18 protein-coding genes and 4 pseudogenes are annotated in these 16,230 nt (G+C 62.1%); 8 read left to right on the forward strand and 14 right to left on the reverse strand.

Annotation, left to right across the window (positions count from 1 at the left end; genetic code table 11):
- The first annotated feature begins 419 nt into the window (after positions 1 to 419).
- A complete protein-coding gene (locus tag E1809_RS19735; RefSeq protein ID WP_165962402.1) occupies positions 420 to 1,223 on the forward strand; it encodes a nucleotidyltransferase domain-containing protein in 804 nt (267 codons plus the stop codon).
- Positions 1,224 to 1,846: 623 nt separating this feature from the next.
- Here the strand turns inward: E1809_RS19735 and E1809_RS19740 are convergent.
- The 5 genes and pseudogenes from E1809_RS19740 to E1809_RS19760 form a co-directional block, all read right to left on the reverse strand.
- The gene (locus tag E1809_RS19740; RefSeq protein ID WP_133205945.1) at positions 1,847 to 2,611 is read right to left on the reverse strand and encodes a tyrosine-protein phosphatase; all 765 of its coding nucleotides are present in this window, start codon (positions 2,609 to 2,611) and stop codon (positions 1,847 to 1,849) included.
- 81 nt (positions 2,612 to 2,692) lie between these two features.
- On the reverse strand, positions 2,693 to 3,178 hold the full coding sequence (locus tag E1809_RS19745) for an AAA family ATPase (protein WP_133205946.1): 486 nt from the start codon (positions 3,176 to 3,178) through the stop codon (positions 2,693 to 2,695).
- Between the two features lie 84 nt (positions 3,179 to 3,262).
- Positions 3,263 to 4,135 carry a hypothetical protein gene (locus tag E1809_RS19750; RefSeq protein ID WP_133205947.1) on the reverse strand — a complete coding sequence of 291 codons (873 nt, stop codon included), beginning with the start codon at positions 4,133 to 4,135 and terminating at the stop codon, positions 3,263 to 3,265.
- A 509-nt stretch (positions 4,136 to 4,644) separates the two neighbouring features.
- Positions 4,645 to 5,630: pseudogene (locus E1809_RS19755) on the reverse strand (IS481 family transposase).
- Positions 5,631 to 5,718: 88 nt separating this feature from the next.
- Positions 5,719 to 6,084, reverse strand: a complete 366-nt coding sequence (locus E1809_RS19760) for a VOC family protein (RefSeq protein ID WP_133205949.1) — start codon at positions 6,082 to 6,084, stop codon at positions 5,719 to 5,721.
- 95 nt (positions 6,085 to 6,179) lie between these two features.
- Between E1809_RS19760 and E1809_RS19765 the strand changes: the two genes are divergently transcribed.
- Positions 6,180 to 7,151 (forward strand): helix-turn-helix transcriptional regulator, encoded by a 972-nt coding sequence (locus E1809_RS19765; RefSeq protein WP_133205950.1) that lies wholly within the window; start codon positions 6,180 to 6,182, stop codon positions 7,149 to 7,151.
- 43 nt (positions 7,152 to 7,194) lie between these two features.
- On the opposite strand, the gene E1809_RS26820 is transcribed toward E1809_RS19765, so the two are convergent.
- Positions 7,195 to 7,353 (reverse strand): hypothetical protein, encoded by a 159-nt coding sequence (locus E1809_RS26820; RefSeq protein ID WP_165962403.1) that lies wholly within the window; start codon positions 7,351 to 7,353, stop codon positions 7,195 to 7,197.
- A 63-nt stretch (positions 7,354 to 7,416) separates the two neighbouring features.
- On the opposite strand from E1809_RS26820, the gene E1809_RS19775 reads away from it, so the two are divergent.
- The 4 genes from E1809_RS19775 (at position 7,417) to E1809_RS28020 (ending at position 9,397) form a co-directional block, all read left to right on the forward strand.
- Positions 7,417 to 7,893, forward strand: coding sequence for a GNAT family N-acetyltransferase (locus E1809_RS19775; protein ID WP_133205951.1), 477 nt, complete (start codon positions 7,417 to 7,419; stop codon positions 7,891 to 7,893).
- A gap of 449 nt (positions 7,894 to 8,342) precedes the next feature.
- Positions 8,343 to 8,927, forward strand: a complete 585-nt coding sequence (locus E1809_RS19780; RefSeq protein WP_133205952.1) for an NADPH-dependent FMN reductase — start codon at positions 8,343 to 8,345, stop codon at positions 8,925 to 8,927.
- Positions 8,928 to 8,997: 70 nt separating this feature from the next.
- Complete coding sequence (locus E1809_RS19785) at positions 8,998 to 9,240, forward strand: VOC family protein (RefSeq protein WP_133205953.1); 243 nt, start codon at positions 8,998 to 9,000, stop codon at positions 9,238 to 9,240.
- Positions 9,191 to 9,397, forward strand: a complete 207-nt coding sequence (locus E1809_RS28020) for a VOC family protein (RefSeq protein WP_165962417.1) — start codon at positions 9,191 to 9,193, stop codon at positions 9,395 to 9,397. Before E1809_RS19785 ends, E1809_RS28020 begins: the two co-directional genes overlap by 50 nt.
- Before the next feature lie 167 nt (positions 9,398 to 9,564).
- Here the strand turns inward: E1809_RS28020 and E1809_RS27140 are convergent, their stop codons facing one another.
- From E1809_RS27140 to E1809_RS28110, 3 genes and pseudogenes are all read right to left on the reverse strand, one after another.
- A complete protein-coding gene (locus E1809_RS27140; protein WP_205754266.1) occupies positions 9,565 to 9,966 on the reverse strand; it encodes a recombinase family protein in 402 nt (133 codons plus the stop codon).
- Positions 9,967 to 10,018: 52 nt separating this feature from the next.
- Positions 10,019 to 10,189 (reverse strand): annotated as a pseudogene (locus E1809_RS28025) (hypothetical protein); the annotation flags it as partial.
- A 4-nt stretch (positions 10,190 to 10,193) separates the two neighbouring features.
- A pseudogene (locus E1809_RS28110) lies at positions 10,194 to 10,475 on the reverse strand (zinc finger domain-containing protein); the annotation flags it as partial.
- A gap of 234 nt (positions 10,476 to 10,709) precedes the next feature.
- Here E1809_RS28110 and E1809_RS19795 point away from each other — a divergent pair.
- A complete protein-coding gene (locus E1809_RS19795) occupies positions 10,710 to 11,390 on the forward strand; it encodes an AAA family ATPase (RefSeq protein ID WP_215279628.1) in 681 nt (226 codons plus the stop codon).
- Positions 11,391 to 11,435: 45 nt separating this feature from the next.
- On the opposite strand, the gene E1809_RS19800 is transcribed toward E1809_RS19795, so the two are convergent.
- The 3 genes and pseudogenes from E1809_RS19800 to E1809_RS28030 form a co-directional block, all read right to left on the reverse strand.
- Positions 11,436 to 11,900, reverse strand: a complete 465-nt coding sequence (locus E1809_RS19800) for a hypothetical protein (protein ID WP_133205955.1) — start codon at positions 11,898 to 11,900, stop codon at positions 11,436 to 11,438.
- 53 nt (positions 11,901 to 11,953) lie between these two features.
- Positions 11,954 to 12,223 (reverse strand): annotated as a pseudogene (locus E1809_RS19805) (Tn3 family transposase); the annotation flags it as partial.
- Between the two features lie 21 nt (positions 12,224 to 12,244).
- Positions 12,245 to 12,823 (reverse strand): DUF4158 domain-containing protein, encoded by a 579-nt coding sequence (locus E1809_RS28030; RefSeq protein ID WP_205754267.1) that lies wholly within the window; start codon positions 12,821 to 12,823, stop codon positions 12,245 to 12,247.
- Between E1809_RS28030 and E1809_RS19815 the strand changes: the two genes are divergently transcribed.
- Positions 12,728 to 13,243, forward strand: coding sequence for a recombinase family protein (locus E1809_RS19815; protein ID WP_133205958.1), 516 nt, complete (start codon positions 12,728 to 12,730; stop codon positions 13,241 to 13,243). The genes E1809_RS28030 and E1809_RS19815 overlap by 96 nt on opposite strands.
- 447 nt (positions 13,244 to 13,690) lie before the next feature.
- On the opposite strand, the gene E1809_RS19820 is transcribed toward E1809_RS19815, so the two are convergent.
- On the reverse strand, positions 13,691 to 13,876 hold the full coding sequence (locus E1809_RS19820) for a hypothetical protein (RefSeq protein ID WP_133205959.1): 186 nt from the start codon (positions 13,874 to 13,876) through the stop codon (positions 13,691 to 13,693).
- A 179-nt stretch (positions 13,877 to 14,055) separates the two neighbouring features.
- Positions 14,056 to 15,711: a thiopeptide-type bacteriocin biosynthesis protein gene (locus E1809_RS19825; RefSeq protein WP_133205960.1), complete on the reverse strand. Its 1,656-nt coding sequence runs from the start codon at positions 15,709 to 15,711 to the stop codon at positions 14,056 to 14,058.
- Between the last annotated feature and the right edge of the window lie 519 nt (positions 15,712 to 16,230).

Here is a 16,230-nt window from a genome sequence, read left to right on the forward strand (position 1 = left end):
GAGACCCACCACAAAGGCTTTTTCCCACCATCCACGCGGCGTTGGTTGAAGTGTCTCTCCGACCACAGGGCCCCCTCGCGTTTGCCTTTGGGATCTATCTGAGTGCAGTCTCCCAGAGGATGGCACTGTCGGCATATCCCGGTAGACGCAAATACACAGATGCCTGGGCACTCTCGCCAGTAAGGAAACGATACGGGTGGTCATTCGAGCAATCCGTCTCAACGGTCCTGAATCAGGTTGACATCGGAAAAGTGGGGCCAAAAATAGCCGTCATGCCGGGGCCAAAAAGAGTTGACACAATCACCGTTAACCGATCCCTAAGCGGCACCGGGTCTCGGTATGTGGGGACGACCCTCCTCGGGCGCATTATTGCAACCGGTCAAGGCAGTCAATCAAGAATCAGGTGGGAGAATGCGTGCATGACCCAAGTCGATGATGCCGTTCCCGTTCGTCTTCGGCCCACTCTCGCCCGTCTGGTGGCTGCGTGCAGCGACGATGACCGCGTGCGCTCCGCATGGCTGGAAGGCTCCTTCGCCTCGGGCCTGGAGGATGAGTGGAGCGACATCGATCTGCATCTCCTAGTCGACGAGCCCAACGCATTCAATGCCGTCGAGTGGCTGGAATCGATCACGCCGCTGGTGCTGGCGGATTCTATTCCCGGGCTGTTCGGCGCCTTCATCTGTCTGACGCCAGAGTGGGTCCACATCGACCTCGTCGTCCATTCGAGGGCAGCCGAACTCGCCCAGGACACGCCGCGCCGGGTGCTGATCGATAAGGATTCACTCATCGGCCGTGACACCGCAAGGACATCGGATGTGGGGAGTCCATACTTTCCTGGCCGGCAGGTCCAGATCTTCCTTTACTCCATGGGAACCGCCGTCGCTTCGCTCCACCGCGGAGATCTCATCGCGGTCTCCCAGACAACCGCGATGATGCGAGACCACCTCCTGGTCCAGCTCATGCTGGCCGAGAACGGGATCGGAAACGAAGCCGGGCCGAAGAGGCTCACCGGGCGGCTGAACAGCGAGCAGATGGCCTGCCTTCGTGGCCTTCCTTCCCTCGGGGTAAACGAACCCAGCCAGCGTGAAGCGCTGGAGGCGATCGCCTCCGCGTACCTCGGGAGAGCCCACCGGCTCGCAGGGAGTTGTCATGCGGACTGGCCCGCCGAACTCGAACGGGCCACCAAGAGGCTATGGGCAGACGAACTCGGGATCGGCCTCTAACCACAGCTAGCCCGGTAATGGATCCTTCACCGGGCACTCGACGCTCCATCGAGCCCAGAAAGAGAACGAGTTCGCAGCGATCTCGACCACGACAGTTTGACCCCCGCCATCGCCGGTCAAACTGTCGGTAGTGAATTTCCGGATAGTCAGCTTCCTTAGCTGTTCTTCCCCGTGAGGTTGTGCGCGGGCTGAGGGGCTTGGCCGCCGAGTGGTCACTTCCTTCGGCGGACGACGTACAGCGCGACAAAGACCACGAACAGTGTGACAAAGACTGCGACTAAGGCGCCTGGGGTGATTCCCACTGTTGTCATCTCTCCTCAAACAAGTCGCCGAGTCTCCCCTGGGTGCGGCGAAGACTCTGGTACGTGATGTCCAGCGCCGCGGGGACTTGTTCCTGACGGTACACCTACCCTATCGATTGCGGTTGCTGCCGCAGCCGCGCGCGGAGCACGCTTCGAGGCTATCGGTCCACAACCTCACGGGTACGAATCTCAGCGCTAAATGGAGGCATTTTATTGCAGCATTGACTGTCACCTCGCCGCGCGAAAGCCGATCCCTCACCGAACAGACCAGGAAATCATCTCCCCTATGACTGTTACTGCGCGTGGAAGTTAATCGCAGCTTTAATTGGCCGCTGCGCTTAGGTTGTTGACGTTACCGCGCCAGCTAGCAAGTATGGCCCGGTCCTCGTGACTAAGCCGTGCAGCTTCGATGAAACTATCCAGATCGAAGCCTGCTAATGCGGCGCGGAATGCCCCTTCCGTGGTCGTGCCATGGCGTTCGCAGAGTTCGTTGAGCAGGGGTTCGACATTGTTCCGATTGCTGCTGGCGGCCCGCAGATCGCCTAGCCTCACTGTTTCAAGGTAGTCATCCACGATGGCCTCATCCTGGACGCCGATGGCCGAGAGCAGCAGCATGGCAATTATCCCGGTCCTGTCCCTGCCGCCCATGCAGTGAAACAGGACGCCTCCTGGTGGAGCGTTGACGATCGAGGACAGGGCGGCGCCTGCTCGTTCGGGCATGGTCGTGAGGTGAGGCAAGAAGTAGAGTGCGGTGCCTACCAGCCCGTTGTCCCAGTAGTCGGCCCAGAACTCGGTGTCCTCAAGGCCGTCGAGGTCTACGTGGATGGTGGTGAGCCAGCCGGGACGCTCCTGGGTGTCCTTATCACGCTCGCGTTGTTGGCGAAGGTCGACGACGGTGCGGATCCCGGCATCATGGAGCTGCTGCCACCCGTCCGGGGTGAGCCAGTCGACGTTTTCGCTTCGGAAAAACACTCCATGCGGTGTTACGGTCCCATCCGCCCGTCTGAGTCCACCGAGATCGCGGGCATTGACCAGGCCGTCAGCCTTCAGGGCACGGCTGTTGCCGTCAGCTGCTTCTGTTTCCATGGCCTCAAGTAAAACAAACCCGAGGTGGGCCGCCCGGCACCGAAATGCCTGCTGTCCGCGTAACGTCCGGCCAAGGATCGGCTATCGGGCGGCCATGCCGAGAATGCGCGCCACGATGCGGCTCGTCGATTCCGATGCGTTGATGCGCTCTTCTTCCACGAAAGATAGCGGCTGCCAGCCGTGGTACCAGGACCGCATCTCGGCCTCTGTGAAGTCCGTCGCTTGTGGCCGCATAGCGTGCCTGCGGACGGTTTCGTCGAACGTTAGGTCGTAGGCGTAGAACCTTGCGTCGTTGCTTTGGGCAGCGACGCGTTCGAGCATCGCCGAATATCGCTCCGCGTTGAATATCCCTTCAAGGATGACGTGATGCCCGGCGCGGAGGCAGTGAGCCGCCGCGACTTCGAGAAGGTCTGCGTGGGCGAGGCTCTCCTGTTCACGCTCCTGGTACACGATTCGCCGGAAATGATCCTGGCTGAGGACCGCAGTCGGCCAGCCCAGCGCTTCTTGTAGAGCCGCCGCGGTGGTGCTCTTACCGGAGCCGGAGTTACCACGCAGGACGACGAGCATGTTCCGAACGTAACAGAGCGAGGCCAGAAGCGGGATCCCGACCGAACGCAGACACCCTTGCACGTCTCACTTGCAATTGTGCGGCTATTGATCCCGATGGATAGGCTCACCGGTCCTGAAGTCGGTCTGTGGCTCGCCTTTCCTGATCCTCTCTAGATTTTCGACGGTATGAGCCATACGAGCCTCCCAGTCGCTGCCATCTGTTACCCCACCTGTCAGCAGGAGGTTCTTTTTCGCAATGATTCCGTTCACTTCGTCGAGAAGCGGGGCGTTTTCGTTAGCGCACTTTTCGAGAATCCAGGTCGTGTGGTCTCCCAGTGCAGTTAAGAACGGCTGCAACAACTTGCTCAGCTGGATCCCATCGCTCTGCAGCTGAATGAACTCACGCGCGGGCGACGTCCAACCATCGAATTTGAGGAGCGCGGTCGGCTCGAGCAGAACTTCTCCTGTGAGGTTGTCGTCGTTCAGCCGGAACCTGAATCCCCATGGGGCTGCGAGGTAGTGGAGGACATAGTTTCTCAGTTTCGTCAGGAACGCTGCACCTGGGATCGGGTCAATTAAGGCATTTCTGTGGTGGGCCTCTGCCTCTCGCAGTGAGGCACTTTGAAGTTTTAGTGCATTGCGAGTTTGGTCGACGACGGCACCGATCCCCGCTGCGTAGGCGATGATCGCTTGGTCGAGCGGCGTGATGATCGAAGCCCTTTGCTTCTGGTCACCGCCGCTTCGCATTGCAGCCGCAGTCGTGCCTGCATTGGTTTCGCAATTTTGGAGAATGCCTCCGAGGGTCTGCGAGAAGCGAGCCCATGCGTCGAACGTTCGAACTAGATCGTTTAGCAGCATTGTCCGACGCGCTCCCGCATGAGCATCTATCTGAGCGCTGAGTTCGTCGATCTCATCAGCATGGGGATGCCTCCAGTCGGCGTCGTCTTTGGCCTCGGTGGGGCTAGTTTCCTCCATCAGCCCAAAATACCCTGATGAGCCGACCGCTGCGAGCGAGCAGTCAACTGAATTCGCTGCCCGTAAGCCGGTCCTTTAGCGGGCGGATGGCTCGTGGGGAACAAACTGAAGCTGTGCCGCCTGTCACCAAGTGCCAGTTGTCCGGGGCGGAGCCGCGTGGTCGCCGGGGTAAACGTCAACGCGTCCATTCAATTGCGGGCAGCAGCCGTAGGTGAGGTGCTCTGTCGTTCTGCAAACCGGGCTATCACAGTCGCATCCGGTTCGTGGAAGGTGCGCCAGTCCGAGCGAACGTCAACCCAGCGCGCGGGTTGGCCGGCCTCCGGCAGGAGCTCCGTTGAGGGGTCCGAAGCGATCCTGCTGTGACCCTGCAAGCAATCGATCACAGCAACGGCTTGGTGGGAACGATTGCGAACTTCCCAATGGACGGTGACCGTGGGGTGTCATACTGGATCTCCCCACATCGATGGGGCGACGGACTGGCATCCGCGGCCCTCCGCGTGTTCCTGTACCTAGATGTACCGACCGGACAAGTTGGTTAATCGCGTGAAAGGCGGTTGTTGGCGCAGGCAGTGTGGGGCCGATGGTGGTTGTAGTGGTGCAGCCATGCCTCGAGCGCGTCCCGGCGCTCTTGCTCTGACTGGTAGCAGCGGGCGTAGGCCCAGCCGTCGGCCATCGTCCGATGGAATCTCTCGACCTTTCCGTTCGTTTGTGGCCGGTATGGGCGCGTGCGCTTCGGTTTGATGGCGAGAGCCTCGCAGGTGTCGCGCCACAGGAAGGACCGGTAGGCGCCACCGTTGTCGGACAGAACCCGTTCGATCGTGACGCCGCGTTCGGCGAACCACTCCACAGCGCGGCGCAGCACCCCGACGGCGGTGACCCCGGTCTCGTCGTCGAGTACCTCGGTGTACGCGACGCGTGAGTTGTCGTAGATGATTGTGTGTACGAAGGCGTACCCGAGCTTCCGGTTGCCCCACTTGCTCTTCGGCTTGTCGGGAGTGGCCGAGCGGTTCTTCTCGCCTTGGCGGCGGCCGACGTAGCGCCACCCGCCGCTGTCAGGGATGTTCCCAAGCTTCTTCACGTCCACGTGCACCAGCGAGCCGGGGTGAGGGTGCTCGTAAGCGCGGATGGGTTCCCCGGTGGCACGGTCGAGATAAGACAGCCGATTCAGCCGCGCCGCGGTGAGGATGCGGTGGAACGTAGAGGGTGCGATGCCAAGCCGGGATGCCAACTGGACCGGTCCTTCCCGCAACCGCATCCGTAAGCTGACGCAGCGCATCGTTACGGCTTTGGGCGTCTTGTTCGGCGAGATTTTCGGTCGTAACGAGCGGTCATGCATGGACTCGCCAGTGAGGTAGCGGTCGACCCAGCGCTTCACGGTAGGCCAGGAGACTTGGAAGCGGGCGGCGACTTCACTGATTGGCCACCCGTCGTCAACGACGAGGCGCGCGACTTTCAGGCGGTGGCGTGGGGTGAGGGCAGCGTTCGGATGTGACATGTCTGGGCACCTGGACAGGCCGAAGGGCCGACCATCGGGCGTGGCCGGCCCTTCGAGGGCGAACTATAGTGGGCGGGGTTCGTGCGGGTCAGTCCACCGGGGAGACCCGGATGAGGTTGCCGTCCGGGTCCGTGACCACGAACGTGCGGCCGAAGACGTCGTCGTGCGGCTCTTCCACGACGTGGACGCCTTTTGAGACCCAATTCGTGAAGGTCTCGTCAACTGCGGCCGCCGGTCCGGGCACCATTAGTCCGACCTCGCTCGTGCGCGGGGTGCTCGGGACTGCGTGCTCGTTGCGTCCTGTCCACAGCGCGAACAGGACGCCGGGGGCAGCCTCGAAAGCCACGTAGCGGGGACTGGTGAAGGTCGGTTCGATCTCGAACAGGTTGCTGTAGAAGGCGACGGCGGCCTCGGCGTCGCGGACGTAGATCAGGAACAGGTTGGGTGCGGGCATGGAGCGCTCCTCGAGTCAATGGGTTCTCGGTACCGCACCAGTTGACCGTCTAATCACGACAGAACCTGTCACCTTTTCTGCGAGGATTAGTCAGCATGAAGGCTTCGAGGTTGCTGCACCTGCTACTGCTCCTGCAGACGCGCCAGCGCATCACCACCACTGAGCTCGCCGAGCGTCTGGAGGTGTCACGACGGACGGTGCTGCGGGATGTCGAGGCGCTCTCGGCGGCAGGTGTGCCGGTTTATGCCGAACGGGGCCGGAACGGCGGGATCGTCCTGCTCCCCGGTGCACGGCTCAACGCCTCCAACCTGGAACCTCGGGAACTGGAGGCCCTGTCCGTCGCCGGTTTGGATAGCGAGCAGCTCGAGCGCCTGGGACTGACTTCGGTACACAAGACGGCCTCGCGCAAGATCGCCGCCAGCCAGGCCGCGGCACCCGGGGCTCCGAACCTGACGCGGCTGGCGGACCTGATCGTGGTTGACAGCACCGCGTGGCTGGCAGGTCCGAGCGCGGGGGTTGACGTCGCCGATCTTGCGTCGGCGCTGCGTCACCGACGTCGGATGCGCATCCAGTACCGGCGCAGCGTCGAGGGACAGGCGTCAACGCGGGTCGTCGACTCGTACGGGCTCGTGGCGAAGTCGGGCCGCTGGTACCTCATCGCCGACGACCAGGGCGCCGCCCGGCTGTTCGCCCTGGAACGGCTCTCGGCCTACGAGCTGCTCGATACTCCGGCCGCCCTACGGACAGGTCAGACCCTCCGCACCATGTGGGCCGCGCTGAAGGAACGCACCGAGACGCCAGGACTGGTGAGCGTGACCGCCCGCCTCCGAGAAAGCCGCCTCGACCTCGCACGACGCATCCTCGGAACCCGCATCCACGAGGTCTCCGACGCGGATAAAGGGTGGTGCACAATTGTTGTCCGCTACCCCGACGTCGAGTCAGTGCGCCAGCTCCTCCAGTTCGGCGATCACATCGAGATCCTCACCCCGGGGACAGCCCGCGAACGCGTCCGTCAGCTCGCCGTGGACCTCGCTGAGCGGCACTCGCCTCAATCTGATGACCGGTGAGCGGAGTGCTCCACCCGTCGATCAATGTCCCCGGTCAGTACACCTAGAGGTCGTTCGGCCACTTCTCGCCCGCGTAGCTGAGCACAATCTCCGATCGGCCGCGGTCCTTGGCCGCGCGGGATTCGTGGAAATCGGCTCCGAAAGGTCGTATGCCGATGGCCTCGGCCGTGATGTCGTCGAGAACATCTATCGACTCGCTCAATGACACGCCACACACGCCCCCGTCAACGTTCCCTCGCCGGACTACTGGAAGTACGGTAGGGAAGTGACTTTCCGACCACTCTCTGCAGGTGACCGGCCGCTACTGCGCCAGGCCACACTTGCGAACATGAATTGGAACACGTCCCGTTTCACCTTCGAGGATGTCGATAATTCAGACGAAATTTCGCACTACTTCCGCCATTTCCCCGGTGACCGCGACTTTGGGATCCTGGACCACGAGGCCGGTAATGTCCGGTCGGTCGCCTGGCTCGTCTTCCTCCCGGAAAGAAATCCTGGATATGGATTCGTGAACGCCGACACACCGGAATTGTCCATCACGACGTTCGATGGATTCCGAGGACAAGGCATTGGAACTGCAGTGCTCCGGGAACTCATCCATACCGCCAAGTCACGTGGAGTGAAAGACATCAGCCTCAGCGTTGAAGACGGCAACGCCGTCCGACGCCTCTACGAACGTCGAGGCTTTCGGATCGTTGGACGGAACGGCGGATCCGACACCATGCTCCTAAGCCTCACCTAATTCACGGACAGCCCGGACGCAGCCAGACTCGTCGTCAGTCGTCACGTCCAGCCACGGCGCCACCTATTGAAGTGTTCGAAGGATCCCCTAACGGCGTGCTACATACCTCTGCTAGAACAAGGCCACATAGCACTGGCGGTTCACAATGAGACGCACATCTGCTGGACCCGTCTCATGCCGAACTATCGGGCGTATCCGATCAAAGCCACGCTCAAATGTAACGCAAACGCCGTCTCTGATACAGAGATAGCGGACGCCGGTCATGAGACAAGACACGCCGAGGTTGTGAGTCGCAGCGATAAATGGCCGTCTTTTCGCAGCGCTATTTGTCACCCTCCAGCACCTAAGGGATCCTTTACCGTTACGGGCCTCTGCTTTTTCTCTAGCTAAGCTGCGGATCACCAGCAGCCACATCAAGTCGGTGGGCGCCGACTTGATAGCATCGGCTGATGGAGAAGTTGAAGCTGCCGGTGTTCTCCTGCAGCCTTGATCCGTCCAGCCGCAGCAGGGCGCTGGCACACATCAGCTCGGATCTGCTCAAGGCGGCCGGCCACGATGCGCCGGTGCTCGACCTCGCGTACCTCGAGCTTCCTCCGTTCGACAACGACCGGGTGTTCGACAGCCCCGTGTTCCGCGACCTGCACCAGATCGTGCAGGCCTCCGACGGCGTCATACTGGCCTTCCCGATCTACAACTGGGCGCCGTCGTCGACAGTGAAGTCATTCATCGAAGCGACTGGCGCGACCGGCGACAAGGGACAGACCGCCGCGTGGTTCGACAAGGTCGTCACCTTCGTCTGCGCCGCCGGGCTCACGCACAGCTACATGGCCACAGGAATACTGGCCCAATCGATGATGTACGACTTCAAATGCGTGCTGAACCCCTACACCGCCTACATCGCCGACCGAGACTGGGAGACCCAGATCGAACTCACCGCAGACAGGAAGACCCGGCTCGAGAAGACCGTCACTGTCCACGCCGAGTTAGCCACCCTGCTCCGCAACAGGAGCTACCGCTCCGACTGGGAAGTCTGACCGGCCACCCATCGGAGCCAGGTAACGCCGTGGCGGCATTGGCGGTGGGCCCTCCCGGAAGAATCGTCCCATGATCGCAGTAAGTATCGCGACGGTCACGCTCAAGACCGACCGCCCCAGGGATGTTGCACGGTTCTGGTGTGACTTGCTCGGCTACCGGGTCGCCCCGAACCACAGCGACTCCGTGATGCTCGTCGGGGACAGCGGCCCGACTCTCCTAATCCAGCCGTCGATGAGTCCGCCCACCGGCAGCGCGACACCATCTGGACCTCCGACCCGAAGACCAGCGCGCCTGCAACAAGCGCGCACTTGAGCTCGGAGCCTCCACGGCCCACATCGGTCAGTCCGGACAGGAGAGCTGGACCGTGATGGCCGATCCAGGCGGCAACCACTTCTGCATTCTCCAGTCGCGGGCCGACTACGAAGCAGCGCTGGCCAAGGACCCAGGCAGTCCAACGCCCCTGGATTGATTCCACTGGGATGCCGCCACCAGGCGATCAAAGAAGAGGTAGGAACCGAATAGGCCCGAAAGGGGCCGTGCCCGGTGTAGGTTCTGGTCAGGCGTCGTTGTCGGCGAGGGCGCGGTATCGCGAGGCGACTGAGGGGCGGTGGCCGGCGTTCTTGCCGGTTTTGATGGTCAGCTTCTCACGATGTCGGGTATCGGTGTGCCCTTGTCGCGGAGCGCGCGGGCGAAGAGCACGTCGTCCTCGTCGATCACCTTCGGGCGGCCGCCGTGGTTGCCGCGCGCGGCCGCGGCCTGCTGCCCTTCGAGAGTCTCGCGGATGTAGTCGCGGTCGAGTTGGGAGGCGACGGCAAGTACGGCGAAGAGCATGGAGCCCATGCCGTGCGGGTCGTAGACGCCGGTCAGCGGTCCGCTCAGCAACTCCAGCTGCACCCCGCCGTCATGGAGCCTTGCGGATAGGGTCATCAGCTCCGCGGCATTGCGCGCCAGGCGTTTCATCTCGTGCACGGTCAGGATCACCGGCTGTTCCGGTGCGGCGGTCTTGATCTCGTGGGCGAGGATGACTGCTTTCTCCAAGCTCGGGGCGGATCTTGATGCGGGTGCTGATCTTCTCGGCGAACATCCGCGTGCAGCGCGCGGCCGCGAGGGCGTCGAGCTGGGACTGTAGTTCCTGGGTGGCGCTGGAGCATCGGGCGTAGCCGATCCGGATCGGCGTCCCGGTCGTCTCCGACAACGCCGCAGCGATCGCGGGGCCCCGTGTCCACTTTCTGCCCGGTCCGCGGCCGGCGGGAACGGGCACGGCGAGCCCGTCGCAAGGCGGGCACGAGGATGAACCGCGCGGTGTGGTACTTTGCTGTGGTCTTCCCGGCCCGGGTCCGGCAGACGCTCCCGGCTGGCACCTCGCATTGTGGGCAGGGATGGCGTTCGACCGCTGCCGCGGCGTCGTCGGGTCCGAGTTGCATACCGACAGTCTCGCAGAACCCTGTCAAGATCCGGGTTGGTTGTGAGAGGGGATTGTGCGAATCGCGGCTTGCGGATCCTCGGCTTGGATTTGCACTGTTCGTAAAACTGTCACAACTGACCATTTATGAGAATTATCGGGAAGACCAGAGGACACGGACGGAGGATGGCGGAGTGGCCTGAGCCGCATCCAGAGCCCGTTCGGTTTCCGCTGCCGACACTGGAGATAGACTCGATGATGGCAGTTTTTGCCGTTGCTCTCTACGGGCCGAGGAGGACTCTTGCTCATCCACAGGGCGCATGTCCCAGTCCATCTCCAGCCTAAAGATCTTTCGAAGTGGCCTTTCACCGTTGCAGGTGTGAGGCAGCTCATTTCGGACGGACTGGAATTCATGGCACCGATCACGTTTCTCGTGGGCGAGAACGGCTCCGGCAAGTCCACCCTCATAGAGGCCGTGGCGGGCGCGCTCAAACTCGACTCGCACGGAGGACAGGCCGGCGGCAAGTATGCGCCGGCGCGGCCCAATACCGAGCTCGGGGAGATCCTCAGGCTCGATGCTTCGGTAGAGGGCATGAGGGAGTTCATGGGCCGGCGTCAGGCCAGAAGAGGATTCTTCCTCCGGGCCGAGACCGCCTTCAGCATGATGAATAGCTTCAGCAGGGTCCCCGGTTACTGGTCCGCGGACACGGCGACAATGAGTCATGGTGAAGGCTTCATGGCCGTCTTCAACGAGATGTTCAAACGCCCGGGCATCTATCTCATGGACGAGCCCGAGTCGGCATTGTCCTTCGTATCCACGCTCGAGCTTGCCTCGCTCCTGCAGACTCTTGCGGACACGGGGGCGCAAGTCATCTGCGCGACACACTCGCCGATACTCACGGCGATCCCGGGTTCTGAGGTCCTGGAAATCGACGAACACGGCTTCCGGTCTATGCCTTGGGAAGACCTGTCACTCGTGGGAAAGCGGCGCCGATACCTTGACAATCCAGCCAGGTTCCTCGGTGTCCGGGCTGGAGACCAAGACCGACGGCAAGCGTAAGCCGCATTAGGGTTCTGTCTGGCGACCTTTTTGCTTCGTCCGGACCTATTCCTGATCCGTATGCCGCAGCCCGGCACGCCACGCGGCATATACTTCGGTCCTGTACTCGGACGCCGGTTTGACCTCCTCATGTTCGAGTTTCGATGCGTTCCAGAGCACCGCCCCGCTATCGTGCATCAGTTGGTACAGATGGACGACATCGGCCACGGTGATTCCGAAAGTCGGTGTGGGTCTGTTGCCTGGGACCATCTCCGAGATCGAGGTGACCATGAGAGTTCCATCGTGCAAACGCAGCGGGAACCGGATGCCCGCCATGTGGTCCTCGGTTATTCCCGGGTGCTCTGCGGCGTAGTTCATGTACTCCCAGACGGGCACGGGCGGACGGTCCGGCGACACCGGTCCCGCAAGAGTGCCGAGCGGCTTAATCCGGTCCCGGGCCTCCTCCGGTATATGTTCTTCGACAGCGCGAAGCCTTGCCAGACGCGCGGTCTCGCTCATTTCGTGCGTCATGCGGGTTCTCCTGACTGGAATTCCACTTGCTGGACATAACCTATGGCTGAAATTTACGTGACGCAAAACATGACACCACGTCCGCGGGGCGAACAGTACACGCGGTTCCAGGGCGCTTCTTGGATGGTGAGATTGAGTACGAGGTCGCCCATGCGGCGGACGGTGTGCTGGATGTAGGGCGTGATGGTGGCCAGGTCATCGCTGTCGACGGGATAGCCCTCGGCGGCGAGGCCGTTGGCGACGTCTGTGATGTCCAGTGCGGTCGAGTAGATCGCGCAGTTGGCCAGCAACTCGTTGAACTTGACCACCCGCTCTTGGTGATCGGGGTCGTTGTGTTCGCCGCCTCATAGGTCATGCCCAGATACTCGCGGACGAATTGCCGGTGCCGCTTCGCGGTGCGTTCGCCCCCGTCTCGAGGGACACCTCAACCGGCAGCCCAGCACGCCGCGCATGGAATCGACAACCACGGCCGGGATGTCCGGCAACTTCGGGAAGTACCCCAGCCGCTGATACGCCTTCAGCCGCACAACCAGGGCCAGCAGGCTCTGCGTCTTCCCACGTGCCCACGCGATCTCCTCAGGCGTCGGCTTGAACGCCTCGGCCAACTCCCGTGCAGACACGACCCGCTTGAACCGCAACAGTAGGCGGTCCGATCGATCGACGCCAACCCCCGACACCCCCAGCAATATCACCACCCGGACCGCAAAACCGTACCCACAGTCCGGGATGGCCAGCCACCCTAGAGCACACCATGGACCGGGTCCCGCCGGGCCACGACCCCTTTCAGGCGTATTCGGTTCCCACCCCAAGAACACCGCCACATAGCGATCGAACCCACAAGGCGGGTCTCGAAAGCGGACGGCTCCCAGACCACCGACCTGCAACGCCACGCGCTCCTCGTCGCCGGCATCCAGACTGACCACTTGTACGAAGACAAGGCGTCCGGGAAGAAGGATGACAGACCACAACTGGCCCGCTGCCTCAAGGCGCTGCGGCACGGCGACACCCTTGTCGTCTGGAAACTGGACCTGCTCGGCCTGGACCTGCGCCACCTGGTCAACATCGTCCACGACCTGACAGAACGCGGCATCGGTCTGAAGGTTCTCACCGGCCAAGGCGCCGCCATCGACACCACCACCGCCTCCGGCAATCTCGTCTTCGGGAACTTCGCCGCCCTGGCCGAATTCGAACGCGAGCTCGTCCCCGAACGCACCAAAGCAGGGCTCGCCTCCGCCCGGGCCCGCGGACGCAACGGCGGACGCCCCTACAAAATGACCCCGGCCAAATTCGGGCTCGCCATGGCCTCCATGGGCAAGCCCGGCACCAAGATCAGCGACCTCTGAACCGACCTCGGGATCATCCGCCAGACCCTCTATAGGCATGTCTCACCCACGGGAGAACTGCGCCCAGACGGCCAAAAACTGCTGTCGAGATAGCGACTGCCGTGCGCCGGCTTCGACCTAGACCTGTCTCTGCTGTGTGCATTCGGGCGGGATTGCGGAGCCTCCCAGCGACAAACTCCAGACAGTGCTGCGGTGCCCCAGGAACGGTGAGCCCGTCAATCTGCACCGACCTGGTCGTCCCCACCGGCAAACGGAAGGACCACAGCCCAGCGCATCTAAAAGGCCCTCACCGCGCACGAGAAACGCCAGTCCTACCCCGATGCCGTTGAACAGGCACGCCCGGACTTTGGCGTGCCCTCGCCGGCATCGTGATTCGCCCGTCAGCCGGGGACTTCATCGATGCAACTTGCCTGCTTTCCGGCAGGGCTAGGCGGGCCGGCTGGATCATCATCCCCTTTCGCGACGAATTACCAGCGCCCGAAAGATGAGTCCCAGTCCTGCTCCGCAGACGGCGCCTGCACCAGCTTTGTTAAGAATCATTCCGATCCCCAAACCGAGGACGGAGACGCCAGCTGCAGCGACGGCAGCCCGCTCGTAATATGCGCGCTCATGCTCTTCGAGGATATTTACCATCTTCATTCCTTTGTCTCGTGGGATTGGATCTCAGCCCAAGTCAATTAGCGTCTCTTCACTTTGGCCCCTAGGGTTTCCGTTAGACGGGCTCTCCTGTCTTTCCTCTTTATGTATGCAGCGACGGGGCGCCGCGGTGAAGATCACGTCAGCGGCGTCTCCTCCGAGTACACCGCTCGAGATTACGAAGCCGGATCAGAGGGTCGACCGACAGCAACAATCGTGCTGACGAACGCGTCGATTCCGTTGAGGTGAAGGGCGGCATTCAAAGCGTCGTCGTTATATCCAGAAATTTCTCTCGTGGAAAGGCCTACTGCAGTAGCAACTAGAGCCAGGTTTTGCGCGATATGACCGCTCTCAAGTAACGCGAGACGAAGTGAACGCGAACTGTACTTCGAGCGAAGCACGTCCAGCCTGCTCACGAGCAGGAGGATAACGGGCGCCACCAGCCCATCGGGGTCCGAGAGGTATGGGCTCAGCTGGCCGAGTTCCTGCACACTAAGGCCACTGGGTTCCTTGATGAGTTCGTCGCCGCCGTCATACCGGAAAAGGCGAGCGGTTCCACGGCCGCCGTCGGTGACAATTACGCGGCATTCGGTTGGTTGGAGCGCCCCGGGACTTGGGTACGGGCGATGCCCGTCGGAGCGAACCCCGACAGCTTCCCTGAGCAGGGTTGCAACTGCCTCTTGGGAGACAGGTCCTTCCAGGGAACCAATCGCAGTTCGCCGATGTCTCAGCACATCGCGAAGTGCGACATTACCCAAGAAAGGCTCTGGCAGCCGGGTTCCGGATCCCGCCGTCTCTCCCCCGTCAGTTCGAATCACGGGTTGGCCGGCGATCGGCTGTCTGGCGTCGTCTCCGTAACGGCTTGCTTCAAGGAACGGAATCGTCTGCGTTTGATCGACTAAGGCCGCATTCTGGATCGTCATCAGCGACATCAGCCAGGAGAGTAGTCGCTCCTGCTCAATACTGAGACCGAGACGGTTATGGAACATGTGGATCTGCGACCAGAGGATTCGATTTACCTTATCTGGAGCTACATGATTCATAAGGCTGGCGTGATAGTCCCGAACGGCGTCGAACCAGACTGCGTAGGCGTTGTTCCGGTCATCTGCGTTGGAAGCGACCGAAATGGCCGCTTCCACACGTGCATGCCATATTTCTGCACCTGCGTCCCAGGCTTGCTGCGCAGCTTTGCGGGGAATCTCAGTGGATCCCGGCACGGCTTCGCGGGAGAAGTCCCAGCCGGCGAAGTAACCGCGGAGTTCTCGGGTCGCTTCCGCGGGCTCCCATCCGGCAGCGTTCAGTGTCAGCGCGAGGAAGTCGAAAGCAATACGGAATCGGCGGTCTGCCTGGCCGCGGGTATTCGCGATGACTGCGGCAGCCAGGCTGGCACTGACGCAGAAGAAGTCCTCGGCGAGATGGATGGCCCGTTCGCCCCCGTATCGGTCGGTTTCGGGCTCATATCCGACAAGGTCCACGTCGCCATCGTTCCGCCACTCCATGTCCGCTGATACGGAGTGGAATCGCTGGTAGAAGTCCGCCGGGTCGATGCCCAGGTTTCTTCCCCCGGAAATCATCCCGAGGAGGCGATCGCGCAGGGATTCCGTTGTCCGTCGTGAAGCTTTCACGCGCACCCTCAGGTGCGGGCCCCGGTGCCAGTAGCGCAGCCAGTACCACTCCTCAACTTTCCCGGCAGCCACAGCAGATTCGACTAGCGGAGTGATCGTGTCCAGTAGGACGGCATCGGTGCCTTCGAGTTCGCGATGAAGAAAGACTTCCAGGGTCCGCCAGATCATCTGGTTCTGGTCCTGCCGGCCTTCGGCGGTAACAGTCACGGATGGGTCCTTTCCAAGGGCGAGGGGCGGGTCTTGGTGAGCCGCAGTGCATACAGTGGTTGCTCATCGTGCGGAAGGCGAAGGCGGCTGGCGAAGTCGGCCTCGTCAAACGCACGGAAAGGGCGAGCTGACACATTCTGGGAGGCTGCGGCAAGGCACAACCATTGCGCCCACCATCCACAAAGGAGGTCGAAGTGATCCAGATCCTGTTCGTTCGCCCCCATGGCAGCCGCCGACCATACGAGGACTGTCGTTCCCCTTTCCGGCAGCACTCGGACAGTTGGTGCTGGCCGAAGGGCGGGGAAGGTCGATGCGGCGGTCATTCCGACCTCGGCTGACAATGCCAGGAGCGTCTCCACCGCGTGATGTGACGGAGGGGCTTCGTTTTCGGTCGGGGTGGGGCCACTCGTTCGCTTGTCGAAGAGCGCCCCTATCGTCCAGCCTGAAAACTGCGACAGAAACCCGGCCACCGGCTGTGGGCACCGTTGTTCCAGAACCACCCTCAGTGCAACTTCGCCG

Origin of the sequence: Arthrobacter terricola (assembly GCF_004354015.1) — a bacterium.
Lineage (GTDB): Bacteria > Actinomycetota > Actinomycetes > Actinomycetales > Micrococcaceae > Arthrobacter > Arthrobacter terricola.